Annotated in this window: 16 protein-coding genes and 1 riboswitch; of the genes, 5 read left to right on the top strand and 11 right to left on the bottom strand. The window is 37.7% G+C overall.

What is annotated here, in order from left to right; all coding sequences use genetic code 11:
• The first annotated feature begins 224 nt into the window (after positions 1–224).
• Complete coding sequence (locus BG04_RS17855; RefSeq protein ID WP_016763399.1) at positions 225–458, top strand: hypothetical protein; 234 nt, start codon at positions 225–227, stop codon at positions 456–458.
• Between the two features lie 32 nt (positions 459–490).
• On the opposite strand, the gene BG04_RS17850 is transcribed toward BG04_RS17855, so the two are convergent.
• The 6 genes from BG04_RS17850 to BG04_RS17825 all read right to left on the bottom strand — a co-directional run bounded on the left by BG04_RS17850 (position 491) and on the right by BG04_RS17825 (position 4,623).
• Complete coding sequence (locus BG04_RS17850) at positions 491–1,192, bottom strand: NAD(P)H-binding protein (RefSeq protein WP_034653518.1); 702 nt, start codon at positions 1,190–1,192, stop codon at positions 491–493.
• 68 nt (positions 1,193–1,260) lie between these two features.
• On the bottom strand, positions 1,261–1,758 hold the full coding sequence (gene queF / locus BG04_RS17845) for a preQ(1) synthase (RefSeq protein WP_013082243.1): 498 nt from the start codon (positions 1,756–1,758) through the stop codon (positions 1,261–1,263).
• Positions 1,759–1,856: 98 nt separating this feature from the next.
• Complete coding sequence (gene queE / locus BG04_RS17840) at positions 1,857–2,588, bottom strand: 7-carboxy-7-deazaguanine synthase QueE (protein ID WP_013082242.1); 732 nt, start codon at positions 2,586–2,588, stop codon at positions 1,857–1,859.
• Positions 2,581–3,021: a 6-carboxytetrahydropterin synthase QueD gene (gene queD / locus BG04_RS17835; RefSeq protein ID WP_034653522.1), complete on the bottom strand. Its 441-nt coding sequence runs from the start codon at positions 3,019–3,021 to the stop codon at positions 2,581–2,583. The genes queE and queD overlap by 8 nt, the downstream gene beginning before the upstream one ends.
• Entirely contained in the window at positions 3,021–3,686 is a 666-nt protein-coding gene (queC, locus tag BG04_RS17830) for a 7-cyano-7-deazaguanine synthase QueC (RefSeq protein ID WP_034653525.1), read from the bottom strand. The genes queD and queC overlap by 1 nt, the downstream gene beginning before the upstream one ends.
• Before the next feature lie 230 nt (positions 3,687–3,916).
• A riboswitch (PreQ1 riboswitch) is annotated at positions 3,917–3,960 on the bottom strand.
• 309 nt (positions 3,961–4,269) lie between these two features.
• Positions 4,270–4,623 (bottom strand): hypothetical protein, encoded by a 354-nt coding sequence (locus BG04_RS17825; RefSeq protein ID WP_034653527.1) that lies wholly within the window; start codon positions 4,621–4,623, stop codon positions 4,270–4,272.
• Between the two features lie 207 nt (positions 4,624–4,830).
• Between BG04_RS17825 and BG04_RS17820 the strand changes: the two genes are divergently transcribed.
• The gene (locus BG04_RS17820) at positions 4,831–5,550 is read left to right on the top strand and encodes a 3-ketoacyl-ACP reductase (RefSeq protein ID WP_013082239.1); all 720 of its coding nucleotides are present in this window, start codon (positions 4,831–4,833) and stop codon (positions 5,548–5,550) included.
• Positions 5,551–5,615: 65 nt separating this feature from the next.
• Here the strand turns inward: BG04_RS17820 and BG04_RS31390 are convergent, their stop codons facing one another.
• The 3 genes from BG04_RS31390 to nhaC form a co-directional block, all read right to left on the bottom strand.
• Entirely contained in the window at positions 5,616–5,741 is a 126-nt protein-coding gene (locus BG04_RS31390) for a DUF6254 family protein (RefSeq protein WP_013082238.1), read from the bottom strand.
• Between the two features lie 87 nt (positions 5,742–5,828).
• A complete protein-coding gene (locus BG04_RS17815; RefSeq protein ID WP_014461062.1) occupies positions 5,829–6,710 on the bottom strand; it encodes an alpha/beta hydrolase family protein in 882 nt (293 codons plus the stop codon).
• A 291-nt stretch (positions 6,711–7,001) separates the two neighbouring features.
• Positions 7,002–8,384: a Na+/H+ antiporter NhaC gene (gene nhaC / locus BG04_RS17810; RefSeq protein WP_034653530.1), complete on the bottom strand. Its 1,383-nt coding sequence runs from the start codon at positions 8,382–8,384 to the stop codon at positions 7,002–7,004.
• A gap of 419 nt (positions 8,385–8,803) precedes the next feature.
• On the opposite strand from nhaC, the gene BG04_RS17805 reads away from it, so the two are divergent.
• Positions 8,804–10,918: an ATP-dependent Clp protease ATP-binding subunit gene (locus tag BG04_RS17805; protein ID WP_034653532.1), complete on the top strand. Its 2,115-nt coding sequence runs from the start codon at positions 8,804–8,806 to the stop codon at positions 10,916–10,918.
• 51 nt (positions 10,919–10,969) lie between these two features.
• On the opposite strand, the gene BG04_RS17800 is transcribed toward BG04_RS17805, so the two are convergent.
• Positions 10,970–11,236 carry a hypothetical protein gene (locus tag BG04_RS17800; RefSeq protein ID WP_013055972.1) on the bottom strand — a complete coding sequence of 89 codons (267 nt, stop codon included), beginning with the start codon at positions 11,234–11,236 and terminating at the stop codon, positions 10,970–10,972.
• A 340-nt stretch (positions 11,237–11,576) separates the two neighbouring features.
• Between BG04_RS17800 and BG04_RS17795 the strand changes: the two genes are divergently transcribed.
• Positions 11,577–13,160 carry a PAS domain S-box protein gene (locus tag BG04_RS17795; protein WP_034653535.1) on the top strand — a complete coding sequence of 528 codons (1,584 nt, stop codon included), beginning with the start codon at positions 11,577–11,579 and terminating at the stop codon, positions 13,158–13,160.
• A gap of 134 nt (positions 13,161–13,294) precedes the next feature.
• Complete coding sequence (locus tag BG04_RS31670) at positions 13,295–13,429, top strand: hypothetical protein (RefSeq protein ID WP_256656501.1); 135 nt, start codon at positions 13,295–13,297, stop codon at positions 13,427–13,429.
• A gap of 80 nt (positions 13,430–13,509) precedes the next feature.
• Here the strand turns inward: BG04_RS31670 and BG04_RS17790 are convergent, their stop codons facing one another.
• Positions 13,510–15,204 carry a M3 family oligoendopeptidase gene (locus tag BG04_RS17790; protein ID WP_034653538.1) on the bottom strand — a complete coding sequence of 565 codons (1,695 nt, stop codon included), beginning with the start codon at positions 15,202–15,204 and terminating at the stop codon, positions 13,510–13,512.
• Positions 15,205–15,280 lie beyond the last annotated feature (76 nt).

Here is a 15,280-nt window from a genome sequence, read left to right as displayed (position 1 = left end):
TATACATGAGGTAAATATACTGTTGCACCTTAACATCCTTCGAACTTTTTTTCACTGTATTCCCTCTTTTCTAAAATGTTTCTTTATACAATAATATATGGTTGAGATAAAAAAAGTTTCCTTAAAGAAACAAAAACAGGCCCCATTTTTCTTGAAAGGGGCTTATTTTCGTGTGACAATAACAACAAGCTACTACTATCTTCTTACCGAAAGGAATTACTAGCATGTTTGATACTGTATTGTTTATCGTTGCTCTTATTGTCATTCTTTTTTTCATCGTGCAGTTCGTTTTTAAACGCAAACAAACTTCAAATAAAAAAACATCCGTTGAACCCATGAATTATGCCGAAGAAGATTCTAACTCCTACACAAGCTGGAGTGAAACTGCTTCTAACCACGATCATGATGGCGATGGAGATAGCGGTGGAGATGGAGATGCGGATGGTGACGGAAGATAGAAAAAAGCCCCTTCTTATGAAGAGGCTTTTCTTTATTTTGATAATACTCGCTTGCCGTTGGTAAACGAATAATAGCATTCACCTGTATAAATGTCTTGGCTTTCATGTACATGAACCCCACATTTATCTTCAAGAGCAGCTTTCATCATCGATTTGGCTACGTTATACGCTTTAATTGGACGATACTTTCTCCACTTTCCTACAAGGCAAAATGAACACGACTTTAACGTGTATCCCCCAATCTTTTCAAATAGGCGAAACTCTTGGCGCTTGCCTAATAATAACGATGGGCGGAAAAAGTGAGTAGAACGGATATACAAGCTTGCGATATCTTCTTCTACTTGCCCCTTTACTTTACTGTAAAAGAATGGCGAACGAAGATCAGCACCAATTGCTGTGATCGTTAAAAAGTTTTTGCAGCGATATTTTTCTGCACATTTAGCCGCTTTTAAAGGAAATTCGTAGTCCACTCTAATGAATTTCGCTTTTGTTTTTGCTTTTTTCTTTGTCGTGCCTAAACAGCAATATACATCATCAACTGCAAAGCATTCTTCATGCTTATCAAGCTCTGAAAAATCAATTTCAAGCTGACGTAGCTTTGTGTGTTCGATTGGTAGCTTTTTTCGAACAAACACTGTCACATGGTTATATAAGCTGTTGCTTAATAACATTTTTAAAAGTTCTTGACCAACAAGTCCGCTTGCACCTAATACTAATGCTGATCTCTGTGACATTCTTTCACCTTCTCACCTGTTGTTTTTGCAATGGAAAACAGGTTGCATACACAACCTGTTTGTTCGAATTAACGATTATCAATTGTTTCTGGGTATAAATCATGATTCATCAGGCGATAATTAGCCATTTCTTCATACTTTGTACCGGGACGGCCATAGTTTGTATATGGATCAATTGAAATCCCGCCGCGTGGTGTGAATTTTCCCCATACTTCAATATATCTTGGATTCATCAGTTTAATTAAGTCATTCATAATAATGTTCATACAGTCTTCATGGAAATCTCCATGGTTACGGAAGCTGAACAAATAAAGCTTTAACGACTTGCTTTCTACCATTTTCTCATCTGGAATGTAACTAATATAAATGGTTGCGAAATCCGGCTGACCTGTTTTTGGACATAAGCTCGTAAATTCCGGACAGTTGAATTTCACAAAATAATCACGATTTGGGTGTTTGTTATCAAATGCTTCTAGAATCTCTGGTGCATATTCAAACAAATAGTTTGTTCCTTGATTTCCAAGGAGTGATACACCTTCTAATTCTTCATCTTTTCGACCGCTCATTTGTATTTCCTCTCTTTCTACGATTGTCATTCTAACAGCGTTTTTTTATTTTGTATATATCTGTTTTTATTTTTCTTTGTAAATTTTTTGCTATGCGCTTACACGCCTCGTTTATTTCCCCAAACAAGGGCGTGAACCTGCGGCAGAACTCTTACATCGTTCATGTTTTTAGCTGCCACTGCCTTATCGATTAACCATTCATACTTTTTAAGCAATTCTTGTGTTAACGACGCATTATCGATTGTCGTTAAGTCCTCGTTTCCTACTTGAACAAAAAATGGAACCTCAGGATAACGTTCATGAACAGACGCTGCATACTCAAAGTCCTCATCATTAAATACAACGACTTTTATGCTTATGTGCGCCATGCGTTTTTCCTTTATTAATGTTTCTATAATATCGTCTAATACGGCGAAATTTGTTTTCATTAATGAACTTGGAGGCTTAGGAGAAATCGTTAAATCATCGATCTTTAGGAACCAATCCTGATAACGGCTTCCCTGTGTTTCAAGAGCTGCTTTTACCCCATGACTGTGCAAAAGCTCTACAAGTGAACCAATTGCCTTGATAAGCGCAGGGTTTCCTCCAGAAATGGTGACGTGATCAAAGCACTCTCCTCCAATTTCTTTTAGCTCCGTCCAAATTTGTTCTGCTGTTAGCTGACGAATATCGTTTTTAGCAGATCCATCCCACGTAAAAGCTGAATCACACCAGCTGCAGGAATAATCACAGCCCGCGGTACGAACAAACATCGTCTTACGTCCTACAACCATTCCTTCCCCTTGAATCGTTGGTCCGAATATTTCAAGTACTGGAATTGTATTAGCCACGTTTTTTCACCTTCTTTGGGCGGTAAACTACGTAACTTGTCGGCGTTTCCCGCACGAATACTTGTACGCAAGAAGGCTTATTTGGTAGTGTGTCTAGATATTCTTGAACCAACTCATAAATTTTACGAGCAACAACTTCAGTTGTAGGAAAATCATTTGGATTTTCTTCGTTAAAGATAGAATGATCGTTCAATAATGTATGATCAAATTGACCAGAAACAATTTTTTTCAATAGCGCAAAGTTTACTAAAAAGCCCGCTTCGTCTAATGTATCTCCGGCAACAGTTAGATTTACGAAATACGTATGTCCATGGACTTGACGGCATTTTCCTGCTTCTGTGTGAGGAACAAAATGTGCCGCAGCAAACTGCATATCTTTGTTCAGTTCGTATTGATAGTCATGAAATACTTGAGGATACATTTGTTGCAGCATTATTCCTCTCCCCCTTCTTTTGTTTGCATGTATTGATCTAACCCGCGTTTTCGCAATTGACATGCGGGACATTCGCCGCATCCATCAGCAACAATACCGTTGTAGCATGTTAATGTTTTTTCACGCACATACTCAAGCGCCCCTAGCTCATCCGCTAACGCCCACGTTTCTGCTTTATCAATCCACATAAGAGGCGTATGAATCACAAATTCAAAGTCCATTGATAAATTAAGCGTGACGTTTAACGATTTTACAAATACATCTCGACAGTCTGGATATCCCGAAAAATCAGTTTCACAAACGCCTGTTACGATATGACGGCCTCCGCTGTTTTTAGCCAGTACGGCTGCAAATGATAAAAATAACAGATTGCGGCCATCCACAAATGTGGTAGGCAACTCTCCTTCTTTTTGCTCGATCTCAATATCATCTCGCGTTAAGGCATTTGGTGCTAATTGATTTAAAAGTGACATATCTAGTACGGTGTGCTTCACACCTAAATCAGCTGCAATAGCTTTTGCTACCTCTATCTCTTGACTATGACGCTGACCATATTGAAAAGTAACCGTTTCTACTTCTTTAAAGTTTTTCAAAGCCCAAAATAGACATGTTGTACTATCTTGACCTCCGCTAAATACAACAATAGCTTTTTCATTTTTTATCATTATTGTTCGTCTCCTTTTTGATTGAAATCAAAAGAAGAAGAAACTTTATTGAACCGTTCGTTCCCTTTGTGACTAATTTTATAACACAAAAAAGAGACTGCTCTTTTCCAGCAATCTCCCTAAAAAGCAACTAAGATACACGTCCTCGCCAGCATACACATCAAAAAGACGCGTTGATAGAAAAGCACGTGAAAGAAGACACGCTAAAACCGTGTCTTTTGTCATCAACGATGATCTTAGTTTTTTATAGAGGGAGTTTTCGAACCTCTCCCGTACATATACAAACGTGCACGGCGTTTCTTCTTGAATTGTCATCGTATTATACCACATGCGTATAAATAATGCTATGTTTGTTGGCTTCTATCGCCTTTAGCTGCCTTATTTTTCTTTATATAAGAAAGAGCAATAAATAACGCCGGAAAACAGACGCTTAGTACAAATAAATAAAACGGCCAGTAATATTTTTCAAAATAATTGAAGTACGCTGTGTTGGGAATAATGTAATACGCCACGCCTGTAATAATTAGACCTAAAGGAAAGCTTAAAAAATTGCGCACCCGTAAATTACACAATTGGACGATACTTAACTAAATGGCATAGAACACAATGACAACTTTAAAAAAAATAGATAACATCCAAAATAGTGTTCAACTTCGTCTTTATTTACTAATCCGTCGATGTAAGCAACACCTAAAGTGAATTTTTCTTCAATCGAAATTCGAAACTCTCGTACAACTAAATCCGTGCTCTGTCCCAGTGCTTTTTTCATGCGGGATAAATTATCTCCCACCCTCTCAGATAATTTCTGCTCTTCCTGTGTAGAAGAAGCACTAGTATCCTTAGTGTCCTTAGTGTCCTTAGTGTCCTTCGATTCATCAGCTTTTTCTTTCCGCTTTTTGGATTTATTCGTTAACTCAGATAGTTTTTTTATACGCATTGTTCATCCTCCACTACATTGAACGAAAAGAAACGGAATTTCTTCTTTTTAGTCTCTATAGTTTTTGTATGAAAAGGAAATTTATACTTGAAGCCATTTTAATAATCTTTATTTTTGACATCATTTGTGCATTTCTATAGGATAGTAATGGATAATTCTTTGTTATTATGAAGAATGTTTATGCGGAACATTGAAAGGAGTCTATACATGGCACAATCACTTAAAGGCAAAGTAGCTCTTATTACAGGAGCAGGAAAAGGCATCGGTCGTTCAACTGCGATTGAATTAGCAAAAGAAGGCGTAAATATCGGTTTAATTGCTCGTACAGAGGCAGATTTAAAGGCTGTTGCTTCTGAACTAGAAGCATTTGATGTACAAGTTGCTTATGCAACAGCAGATGTTTCTTCTATGGAAGAAGTAAATGCAGCAGTTGAGCATCTACATACAAAATTAGGGGCAACAGATATCTTAATCAACAATGCAGGAATCGGTAAATTCGGAAGCTTTTTAGAGCTAGACCCAGCTGAGTGGAAACAAATCATTGATGTGAATTTAATGGGCGTTTACTACGTAACGCGCGCCGTTCTACCTCAATTAATCGAAAAAAATGGTGGAGACATTATCAATATTTCATCCACTGCTGGTCAAAAAGGTGCTCCCGTTACAAGTGCTTACAGCGCTTCAAAATTTGGCGTGCTCGGCTTAACTGAATCTCTAGCGTTAGAAGTGCGCAAACACAATATTCGTGTAACAGCTCTAACACCAAGTACAGTAGCAACGGAATTAGCGTATAAAGAAAACTTAACGGATGGCAATCCTGATAAAGTGATGCAGCCTGAAGACCTAGCAGAAATTATGGTCGCACAATTAAAATTGCATCCGCGTATTTTTATCAAATCTGCGGGCATGTGGTCCACAAATCCATAAACAAACATAGAAAAAGGAGAGCTTCAGCTCTCCTTTTTTGTGTCTTCCTTTATGTGGTGGTTACCTTATTTACGTTTAGGCGTGATTTCTTCTGATAGTTCTTCAAAAGATTTCACTTTTCCATGCGATGGGTTTTGTGATTGTTTTCGCACATTCCACTGACGCTCTTTTTGACTTTTAGACTGAGTCATTTTGCTTCATCCCCTTTTTATATGCTTACATGTAGTAGGATAAAACAAGCTGCTCTTTTCCATTCATCAAAACTACTTCCAATTTCTTTACTGCTTAGCTAAATGTATTTTAAACCATTTATCAATTTCCGCGTTATATTGATCATAATAAGCAGTTAGCGGATGGTCTCCGTTTTTGTACAGTACATATTTATATTCTTTTCCCTGCTCATCTAATTGTTTCACAAGCTTTTCAGCCTGCGTGTGGTGAACTTTACGATCATGATCACCCTGTAAAATCAAAAGAGGTGAATTTACTTTATCGCTCCAATAGACAACAGAACGACTTTTATACCTCTCTGGATACTGCGCCGGATCTCCTACAATCGTCCGCAGCACTTGTTTCATTTCAGGCCCTCTTTGATCATAGAATTGAAACATGTCTGTAATACCTGATTGTACGACAACTGCATCAAATTTAACGCCGTTTTTCATCGTTAAATACGTCATCATGCCGCCGCGTGAATATCCTAGCGCTACCTTTTGCTGGTGATTTACATAAGGAAGCTGTTCTCCCCACTTAATAAGATTTAATACGTCGTCAATATCTTTACCCCCGTACGTCTCTGTACCTTCACTTCCGCCATTTCCCCTGTATTGAGTCGCAACCACGACGTAGCCTTTACTTGCCCAATATGATAAGTACTGCAGTGTTTTTGCGCGAATCATGCCATGTTCGCGATTTCCTCCGCGATTATATACTAAAAGCGGATAATGTTTGTCTGCAATGTCTTTAGGCTGTACTAAAAACCCTTTTATCTTTAAATTATCACTAGGATACGTAATGCTATATACATCTACTTTATTTGAATAAGGCGATAATAAATTCAATTTTTCTTTATTTACATCATCACTTTCAGCTCGGTTGAAAACCGCTGTCACACCGAGCACAGCTACAGTGATTAATGCAATGATGCCCCATTTTTTCAACAGAAACCCTCTCCTCAATAAATATCTTTTCTCTTTTATAATGAGTGTTTTCATTTGGCTTTACCCTTCTTAAATGTTTGCTAAAAAGGGCATTCATCCCATCGCCAATACAGCTTATTTATCATACCGCAAAACTCAAATTTCTTCATCAATAAAGAAATAAGAATTCATCCAAATACATTAACAAGAAAGACGTATAGTAAATTGTATTATTAAATTATAGATTTGAAAAGTGGAATGATACTTTTTTGTCGTTTTTCACCTGTCCTTTTTCCAAAAAAAAAAGCCCAGTTAAGACTGAGCTTTTTTCTTGGCAATGCCAATGCCTGTATATGCTAAAATAATTGAAAAAATAGGACATAAAATGCTAAAGAATGTAAATGGAATATAGTCAGCTGCAGGAATATTTAATGCAGTTGAAATAAAAGCACCGCTGACCCCCCATGGAATAATAGCATTAATAACCGTTCCACCGTCTTCAAGCGTTCGTGATAAGTTTTTTGGATCTAAATTCCACTTTTCATACAGCGGCTTAAACGTCTGTCCAGGCAAGAGAATCGATAAATACTGTTCGCCTGTAATAACGTTCACTCCAATTGAAGATAGAAGCGTAGCAAAAATAACGTCTCCGCTGCGGCGAATTTGTTTTGCTAATCCTTCTAACAAAGCATCAATAATTCCAACGGCTCTCATCAAGCCACCTAGCGACAAGGCAATCATGATAAGGGAAATAGAAAACATCATGGACTGCATTCCGCCTTTATTCACAATCGCATCCACTACTTCATTTCCTGACTCTACTGCAGGCCCGCTTTGAAGAACGCCTAGCAATTGACTCAGCGTAAATTCATGCTGTGTGATCATTCCTGTAATGATGGCCGTTACAATACCTAAAACTAACGTTGGCAGTACATCGACTCTTCTCATCGAAAAAATAAGAACTAAAAGTGGAGAAAGCAACGTTAACACATGTAAATTAAACGTATGTTTTAATGCGTCTTGAATTCCTTGAATTTCCCCGTAATTGACGCTTTCCTGATTTCCGTTGATTCCGATTACAAGTGCAATGATTGCTGTAATAACAATACTTGGAACCGTCGTCCACGTAATGTGCTGAATATGTTTAGGAAGCGGAACTTCAACGATACCAGAAGCAAAATTTGTTGTATCAGACAATGGAGACATCTTATCTCCAAACACAGCTCCTGAAACAATCATCCCCGCTGCTAGCCCTGGATGTACACCAATAGCAGTTCCTACGCCAAATAAAGCGACCCCTACCGTACTGACGGTTGTTAATGAACTTCCCGTGAATGTTGAAACTAATACGGTAATAACTAAAGCACTAATTAAAAAGTACTGGGGTGAAATCCAGTGGAAGCCGTAGGATAAAATCGTCGGTATCGTTCCTCCTACCATCCAAATCGCAATAAGCATCCCGATCAGCATTAAAATAAGGATAGGCTTAATGCCCAGTCTGACACCGTCTAAAATCCCTTTCTCCATTTCTGTCCACTTATATTTCAACAAAAAGCCAATCACACTAATAAATGCTACACCAAATATCAGCGGAATATGAGGCGGCAGCTTTAACGTAAATAATGAAACAAAAATAATAGCTAATAGCACCAAAATCACCGCTATTGATTGTATAAATGAAATTTCTTTTTTCATGAGGTATTCCCTTTCTATCTTTCTTTTCCACTTAAACGCTTTTATGCTTTTACGCAGTTAAGTGAAAACCTTCTTGAGTATAATTTTTATCCTTCTTGCTGTCAATAACTTATTTTATCCAACGGTAAGCTCTGCACTCATTTTTCCACTTTTCTTCTTATTAATATTAATTCCCTCTCCAAGCAGATCATTGTACAAAATACCTCTTATGTTTTTACATGTATAGAACGGGTACACATAAAACACATCTTTTTTTAATGTACTACCTTTTGTACATAAGCGAGGAACTTCCTTCAAAAATTTTTTAAGCAAAAGACTTGAAAGTCAAAAAAGGTCAAAGTATAATGAAATTACGAAAGGTCAAGAAAGGTCAAACACCTGCTGATCTTCGATTAAAATCATTTAGGGAGGCTAATTAAATGATTTGTCAAAACTGTAATAAACGTGAAGCATCTATTCAATTAAATGTACAAACAAATAACCAAAAATCTCAATATCGTTTATGTCATACATGTTATCAAGCACTAATGAAAGAACATAAAATCCCATCAGGTTTTGGAGGTGGCGGCTTTATGAACATCGATGATTTATTCAATCAAATGGCGCACGAACAAGCTGCACCGGAACAGCCACAGCAAGGAAATGGCGGCGGAGGCTTTTTAGACCAGTTCGGTCGAAACTTAACTCAAATTGCGAAAACGGGATTAATTGACCCTGTTATTGGCCGAGAAGAAGAAGTAGAGCGTGTCATTGAAATTTTAAATAGAAGAAACAAAAACAACCCGGTACTAATCGGAGAACCCGGTGTTGGTAAAACAGCTGTTGTTGAAGGGTTAGCTTTAAAAATCGCGGAAGGAAAAGTTCCTGCCAAGCTGTTAAATAAAGATGTATATCTGTTAGATGTAGCATCTCTCGTAGCTAATACCGGCGTGCGCGGTCAATTTGAAGAGCGCATGAAACAGTTAATTTCTGAGCTTCAACAGCGAAAAAACGTGATTTTATTTATCGATGAAATTCACCTTCTTGTAGGAGCTGGTTCAGCGGAAGGTTCAATGGACGCAAGCAATATTTTAAAACCAGCTCTTGCACGAGGCGAACTTCAAGTAGTCGGAGCTACAACTTTAAAAGAGTACCGTTCCATTGAAAAAGATGCGGCGCTTGAACGACGCTTCCAGCCGGTTATGGTTCACGAACCGTCTGTAGAAGAAGCCGTTGAAATTCTAAAAGGAATCCAAAGTAAATATGAAGATTATCACGGCGTTAGCTATACAGATGAAGCAGTCCGCGCTTGTGTAAATTTATCACACCGCTACATTCAAGATCGCTTCTTGCCTGATAAAGCAATTGACTTGCTAGATGAAGCAGGTTCAAAAATGAACTTACAGGCTGGCATTACAAATAAAGACGACGCGGCCGCTCGCTTAAAAGAAATTACAAAAGAAAAAGAGCAGGCGCTAAAGGATGAAAAATATGAAGTAGCAGCAAAACTGCGAGATGAAGAAGCTGCTCTTGAAAAACAACTAAACGAAGAACAGCAAAAAATGAATGTGGATATTGCTGATATTCAAGCAATTATTGAAAAGAAAACGGGTATCCCTGTTGGTAAACTTCAAGAAAATGAATCAGCAAAAATGAAGCATTTAGCAGAGCACTTAGCTCAAAAAGTAATCGGACAGCAGGAAGCTGTAGAAAAAGTAGCAAAAGCGATTCGACGTTCTCGCGCTGGATTAAAAGCGAAGCATCGCCCAATTGGTTCATTCTTATTTGTCGGCCCAACAGGTGTCGGTAAAACAGAGTTAACCAAAACATTAGCTGAAGAACTGTTCGGCTCAAAAGATGCTATGGTTCGTCTAGATATGAGTGAATATATGGAAAAACACGCGGTGTCTAAATTAATCGGTTCACCTCCTGGCTACGTAGGTCACGAAGAGGCAGGACAATTAACAGAGAAAGTACGCCGTAATCCTTATTCCATCATCTTACTAGATGAAATTGAAAAAGCTCATCCAGACGTTCAGCATATGTTTCTGCAAATTCTAGAAGATGGACGTCTAACAGATAGTCAAGGTCGCACAGTAAGCTTTAAAGACACAGTTATCATTATGACAAGTAACGCTGGTGTAGGTGAAAAGAAAATTACGGTTGGGTTTGACGCAGAAAATGACGCACTTAAACAGGCATCCGTTTTAGATTCACTTTCATCTTATTTCAAACCAGAGTTTTTAAACCGATTTGATACAATCATTGAATTTAATCATCTTGAAAAAGACAACTTGATTAAAATCGTGGACCTTATGCTTGCTGAATTAAAAGAAACATTACAAGAACAAAATATCACGCTGAGCGTAGCAGCTGAAGTAAAAGAAAAACTGGCTGAACTTGGCTATCACCCTGCATTCGGTGCTAGACCGCTCCGCCGAGCAATTCAAGAACAGCTTGAAGATCGAATTACAGACTTACTTTTAGATGACGCAGACGTATCGACAGTGAACGTAACGTTAAATGAAGCAAGCGAAATCACCGTACAAAACTAATAGAAAAAGCGACTCTACTTGAGTCGCTTTTTTTTATAGAAATACTTACGTTTATTTACTTTCATCTGTTTTTTCGTCAGCACTATCCGTTGATTCTTCTTGATCATCAGCTGCTTCATCCCCAGATGAATCATCTGCTTCGTCTTGCTTCATTGTTTCCTGTGAATCATCTGTAGTTGTATCCTCCGCTTGAGTATCATCCGACTGTTCTGTTTGCTGTTCTGTGGCATCTTTTTCATCCGTTTGTGAGTTGCATGCTGTGATTAACATAATTGCTAGAAGTGATCCAAATAACTTGACTAATAAACTTTTGTTCATTTTACCGTCTCCTTTCGAATCATCTGAGCCTCTATGTAGTCACCATTCATATGGCTCTACTGGCAGTATAGCCTATCCAATTAGAAAAAAGTTCATTTTTACAAGGTTATCACAAAAGCTTTACATCCCCTTCATTTCATTCATATTCCCCTCATATTTCCTTAATAGTTTATGACTAGCTGTATTCTAGATCTATCTTCCTTAGTCTAAGTACTCAATTCGGCTATTCACACAGTTGTAACTATGCTAATATGAGTGATATATCACTATATCGAGCGACTAGCTGACTATAAAGTTATTCTCCTATAAAATTATTCACCATTTAAGAAAGGGATTTTTTATGGAATCACACAACCTTATAAAAAAACGGAATTTTATTCTTTTACTTATTTTTTGGCTGCTGTATTTTGTCCACATTGTGTTATACCACTTTATTGCAGCTGATCCTCATATGATTGTTTTTATAAGCGGAGGAATTTTATTATTGGTAGTGACGGCTATGTACTACTTTCATTTTCATCCTGCTATCATTATGTATTCTTTTTTTATATGCTATTATGCCTATATTGCGTACATCACATCTATTGAACCTGCTGTTATTAATTATTTATTTTTGTTTCTTGGAATTATTGTTAGCTTTATTTATTATAGCTATGTCGCTATTGTAATTTCTACATTAATGTCCATAATAATTGTTTTGTACTTTTATGTAAGCAACACTCTTTTTACATCTGTGACTTTCGTGAAATTAGATATCGTTTATTTCATTTTGTTTACGCTGATCACAATGATTATTTTGTTGTATTGTGCTCATTTCTCTAAAAAACTGATTGCTATTAAGACGGTCAAAATGAACAAAACCGAAGATGAACTGTACTCTGCTCAAGAGTATTTACAATCTTTTTTTACATACAATCGCGACGCCATTTCCGTGTTCAGTCTAGACGGTAAAGTGATTAAAGTAAACGATGCTTTTGAGCAAATATACGGATGGAAAGCTGAAGAAATTGTCGGAAAAGCCATTCCATTCATTCCTGCTGGCTTAAAAGGCGGCGCTGAAAGCCGATTAGAAAGGGTTAAAAAAGGAGAAAAGCTGGTAGCCTTTGAAACTCAAGATAAGCGAAAAGACGGAAAAATAATTGATGTAGAAATCACTGTTTCACCTATTTTTAATCGTGATCAGCAAGTCGTTGCGCTTTTTGGTATTTCACGCGATCTTACAGAAGAAAAAGAAACAGAAAAATTTCTTCGCCAAACCGATAAGTTATCTTTAGCCGGCGAAATGGCAGCGGGAATCGCTCATGAAATTCGAAATCCGCTTACTTCTCTGAATGGATTTATTCAGCTTATTCATGAAGACAGCAGCCGCTATCATTCTTATACAACCATCATGCTGAGCGAACTGAATCGTATTAACTCAATCGTTGGAGAATTTTTATTGCTCGCTAAACCTCATGACACGGTTATGAAAAAGCACGCATTCTCTACTATTTTAAATGACGTTATTCTTCTGTATGAATCAGAATGTGTATTAAAAAATGTCGTAGTTAAAACGCAGGTGGAAGCCCCGCATACATACATCTGCTGTGATGCAAATCAAATTAAGCAAGTACTCATTAATTTGTTAAAAAATGCGCTTGAAGCTATGCCTAGCGGAGGAGAAATTCATTTAAACGTTACTCAGCATACTAAAGATCTTACTATTTTCATTAAAGATACAGGAGTCGGCATTCCTTCACATTTGCTTACGCACATTCAAAAGCCTTTTTTTACTACGAAGCCCTCAGGTACCGGTCTTGGACTTGTTGTGATTAAAAACATTTTGTATCAGCATAAAGGAACATTTGAGATTAAAAGCACTGTTGGCGAAGGAACCCGCGTTTCCCTTACGATTCCTTTATGGGAACAAGAAATTAATCATTAAAAAAAGAGGCTGGAACAAAAGTATGTTAGTTGAAGAAAGATCCGAACAAGTTTGATTCTTAATTAAGAATCAAACTCATTGGGATTTTTTTATTATGAGGGTGAACGTAGATTTAATCTAGGTGCTTCTAGCTGTTGATTGGAGGGCAAGGCGAAGACTCCTGCGGGAAAAGCGGAATAGGTGAGACCCCGCAGGAGCATGAGCGCCGAGGAGGCTCACCGGCCGCCCGCGGAAAGCGAAGCCTTGCACGGAAATCAACGGCGGTGTAACAAGCGATTCATACTAGATTGTTTATCCCATTTGTTCGTCTTTAGATTGGATTGATTTTGTTGTGTCTCAATCTCTTTTTTTATAGCTTTTTATCATCAATACTATTTAAATAGTTTTCAATTTCATCTACTACAGACTGCACGCAACCCTCTTCGAATGGAGAGATCAAATTCGCTTCCTCTACTAATTCTAAAAACGGCTTACTTCCGCCAAGCTTACACAAATGAACGTAATCTTGCCATGCTTGCTCATGATTTTCTCGATCTTTTTTCCAAAATTGAAATGCACAAATTTGAGCGAGTGTGTAATCAATATAATAAAACGGAGACGTGTAAATATGAAGCTGGCGCTGCCAGAAGCCCCCGCTTTCTAGATAATGATGGCCGTCATAGTTTTTAGAAGGCATATATTTCTTTTCAATTTCTCGCCACGTTTGTTTTCGTTCCGAAGGCGTCATCTCAGGACGTTCGTATACAGCATGCTGAAATTCATCTACCGCTACCCCGTAAGGTAAGAAGGTTAAGCCTGAGCTTAAATGAGAAAACTGGTATTTATCTTTGTCTTCTTTAAAGAACAACTCCATCCAAGGCCATGTAAAATACTCCATGCTCATCGAATGAATTTCAGCTCCTTCATGCGTAGGCCAGTGATACTCATTGGTTTCCATATCTCGGCTGGAATACACTTGAAAAGCATGCCCTGCTTCATGCGTTAACACATCAATATCCCCTGATGTTCCATTAAAATTTGAAAAAATAAACGGTGCTTTGTATTCTTCAATAAACGTACAGTAGCCTCCGCCTGCTTTGCCCTTTTTAGCGACTAGATCCATCAAATTATTTTCAAGCATAAATGAAAAAAATTCGTCCGTCTCTTTAGAAAGCTCCTTATACATAACTCGTCCATTTTCAATAATCCACTTTTCATCACCTTTTGGCACTGCGTTTCCTGTTTCAAACTGAAACGGTTCATCATAATAAGTTAAGCTCTCTACTTGAATTCTTTCCTGCTGACGCTTTTTTAGTTTTTCAGTAAGGGGAACAATATACTCTTTTACTTGTTTGCGAAAAGCGGCAACCATTTCAGCATCGTAGCCTATTCTAGACATACGAGCATAGCCCACTTCTACGAAATTTTTATAGCCTAGTTTTTCAGCAAGCTTGGTCCGCACTTTTACAAGTTTGTCATAAATATCATCAAATTCCTCTTCATGATCGGTAAAAAATTGAAATTTCGCTTCTGCTGCTTTTTTTCTCATTCCTCGATCAGGTGACTCCATAAACGGATCAAGCTGAGCTAACGTTCTTTCTTCTCCTTCAAATACAATTTTAGCTGACGCCACTAGTTTCGTATATTGAGACGATAGCTTATTTTCTTCCTGAAGCTCTTTTACTATTTCCGGAGAGAACGTTTTTAACTGCATTTCAGCAAGAGAGAACAGCTGCTTGCCCCACTTTTCTTCTAGTTGCCGTTTAAAAGGCGAAGAGATTAACGCTTTGTAAAATTTCTCTACATATCCTTCTAAAAGCGGCTGTGTTTCATCAAAATAGTCTTGTTCTTCTTTATAAAATTCATTCGCTGTGTCGATAGAATGACGAATATAGCAGATGTTCCCCATTGTGCTGTACTGGGAATACGCATCATTTGCTAAACGAATTGCCTCGTTTTGCTGACTGACTGACGCTGCTTCCGTAAAATGTGTAATGGCCTTTTCAAATTGCTTTTCAATTTCATTCATATCAGGTCGCGTATATGTATAATCTTCAAATTTCATCATTTGTTCTCCTTCCTCTATTGTCTGTATGTAACCTAATTCGTTTTTATCCAGCTGTATTCCTGTTAATTTCAAT

This window comes from Priestia megaterium NBRC 15308 = ATCC 14581 (assembly GCF_000832985.1).
GTDB lineage: Bacteria > Bacillota > Bacilli > Bacillales > Bacillaceae_H > Priestia > Priestia megaterium.
Note: the sequence above shows the minus strand (reverse complement) of the source record. Positions and strands in the feature narration are given on the sequence as shown.

Coding starts and splice junctions, on each gene's coding strand:
- BG04_RS17855 (WP_016763399.1), top strand. CDS start 225: ATGTTTGATACTGTATTGTTTATCGTTGCTCTTATTGTCATTCTTTTT.
- BG04_RS17850 (WP_034653518.1), bottom strand. CDS start 1,192: ATGTCACAGAGATCAGCATTAGTATTAGGTGCAAGCGGACTTGTTGGT.
- queF (WP_013082243.1), bottom strand. CDS start 1,758: ATGAGCGGTCGAAAAGATGAAGAATTAGAAGGTGTATCACTCCTTGGA.
- queD (WP_034653522.1), bottom strand. CDS start 3,021: ATGCTGCAACAAATGTATCCTCAAGTATTTCATGACTATCAATACGAA.
- queC (WP_034653525.1), bottom strand. CDS start 3,686: ATGATAAAAAATGAAAAAGCTATTGTTGTATTTAGCGGAGGTCAAGAT.
- BG04_RS17825 (WP_034653527.1), bottom strand. CDS start 4,623: ATGCGTATAAAAAAACTATCTGAGTTAACGAATAAATCCAAAAAGCGG.
- BG04_RS17820 (WP_013082239.1), top strand. CDS start 4,831: ATGGCACAATCACTTAAAGGCAAAGTAGCTCTTATTACAGGAGCAGGA.
- BG04_RS31390 (WP_013082238.1), bottom strand. CDS start 5,741: ATGACTCAGTCTAAAAGTCAAAAAGAGCGTCAGTGGAATGTGCGAAAA.
- nhaC (WP_034653530.1), bottom strand. CDS start 8,384: ATGAAAAAAGAAATTTCATTTATACAATCAATAGCGGTGATTTTGGTG.
- BG04_RS17805 (WP_034653532.1), top strand. CDS start 8,804: ATGATTTGTCAAAACTGTAATAAACGTGAAGCATCTATTCAATTAAAT.
- BG04_RS17800 (WP_013055972.1), bottom strand. CDS start 11,236: ATGAACAAAAGTTTATTAGTCAAGTTATTTGGATCACTTCTAGCAATT.
- BG04_RS17795 (WP_034653535.1), top strand. CDS start 11,577: ATGGAATCACACAACCTTATAAAAAAACGGAATTTTATTCTTTTACTT.
- BG04_RS17790 (WP_034653538.1), bottom strand. CDS start 15,204: ATGAAATTTGAAGATTATACATATACGCGACCTGATATGAATGAAATT.